Below are 241 nucleotides of genomic sequence, written 5' to 3'. Positions count from 1 at the left end.
TCCATACCGATGAGGCAGGGAGGTAACTTCGCGAATGTGTCTAAGAGTTTGTTTCTTTTGACAGTTTTGCGTAGGACGCACTTGCCATATGCATCAACGCCGTGAATACTGAATACATTCTTGGCGAGGTCAACGCCAATAGTTTGAATGGTGGACATAGTAACCTCCAGTTCTTCAGCGTGTTCTAAGTAAGTATGGCACGCAGAGTGTCAGGTAGAGGGAGTCCATATCATTCGTTAGC

1 pseudogene is annotated in these 241 nt (G+C 46.1%); it reads right to left on the bottom strand.

The annotated features are described in order from the left end of the window. A pseudogene (locus AB4503_RS25635) lies at positions 1-158 on the bottom strand (IS110 family transposase); the annotation flags it as partial. Positions 159-241 lie beyond the last annotated feature (83 nt).

It is taken from the genome of Vibrio sp. 10N.222.55.B11 (assembly GCF_041473705.1).
Lineage (GTDB): Bacteria > Pseudomonadota > Gammaproteobacteria > Enterobacterales > Vibrionaceae > Vibrio > Vibrio crassostreae_C.
Note: the sequence above shows the minus strand (reverse complement) of the source record. Positions and strands in the feature narration are given on the sequence as shown.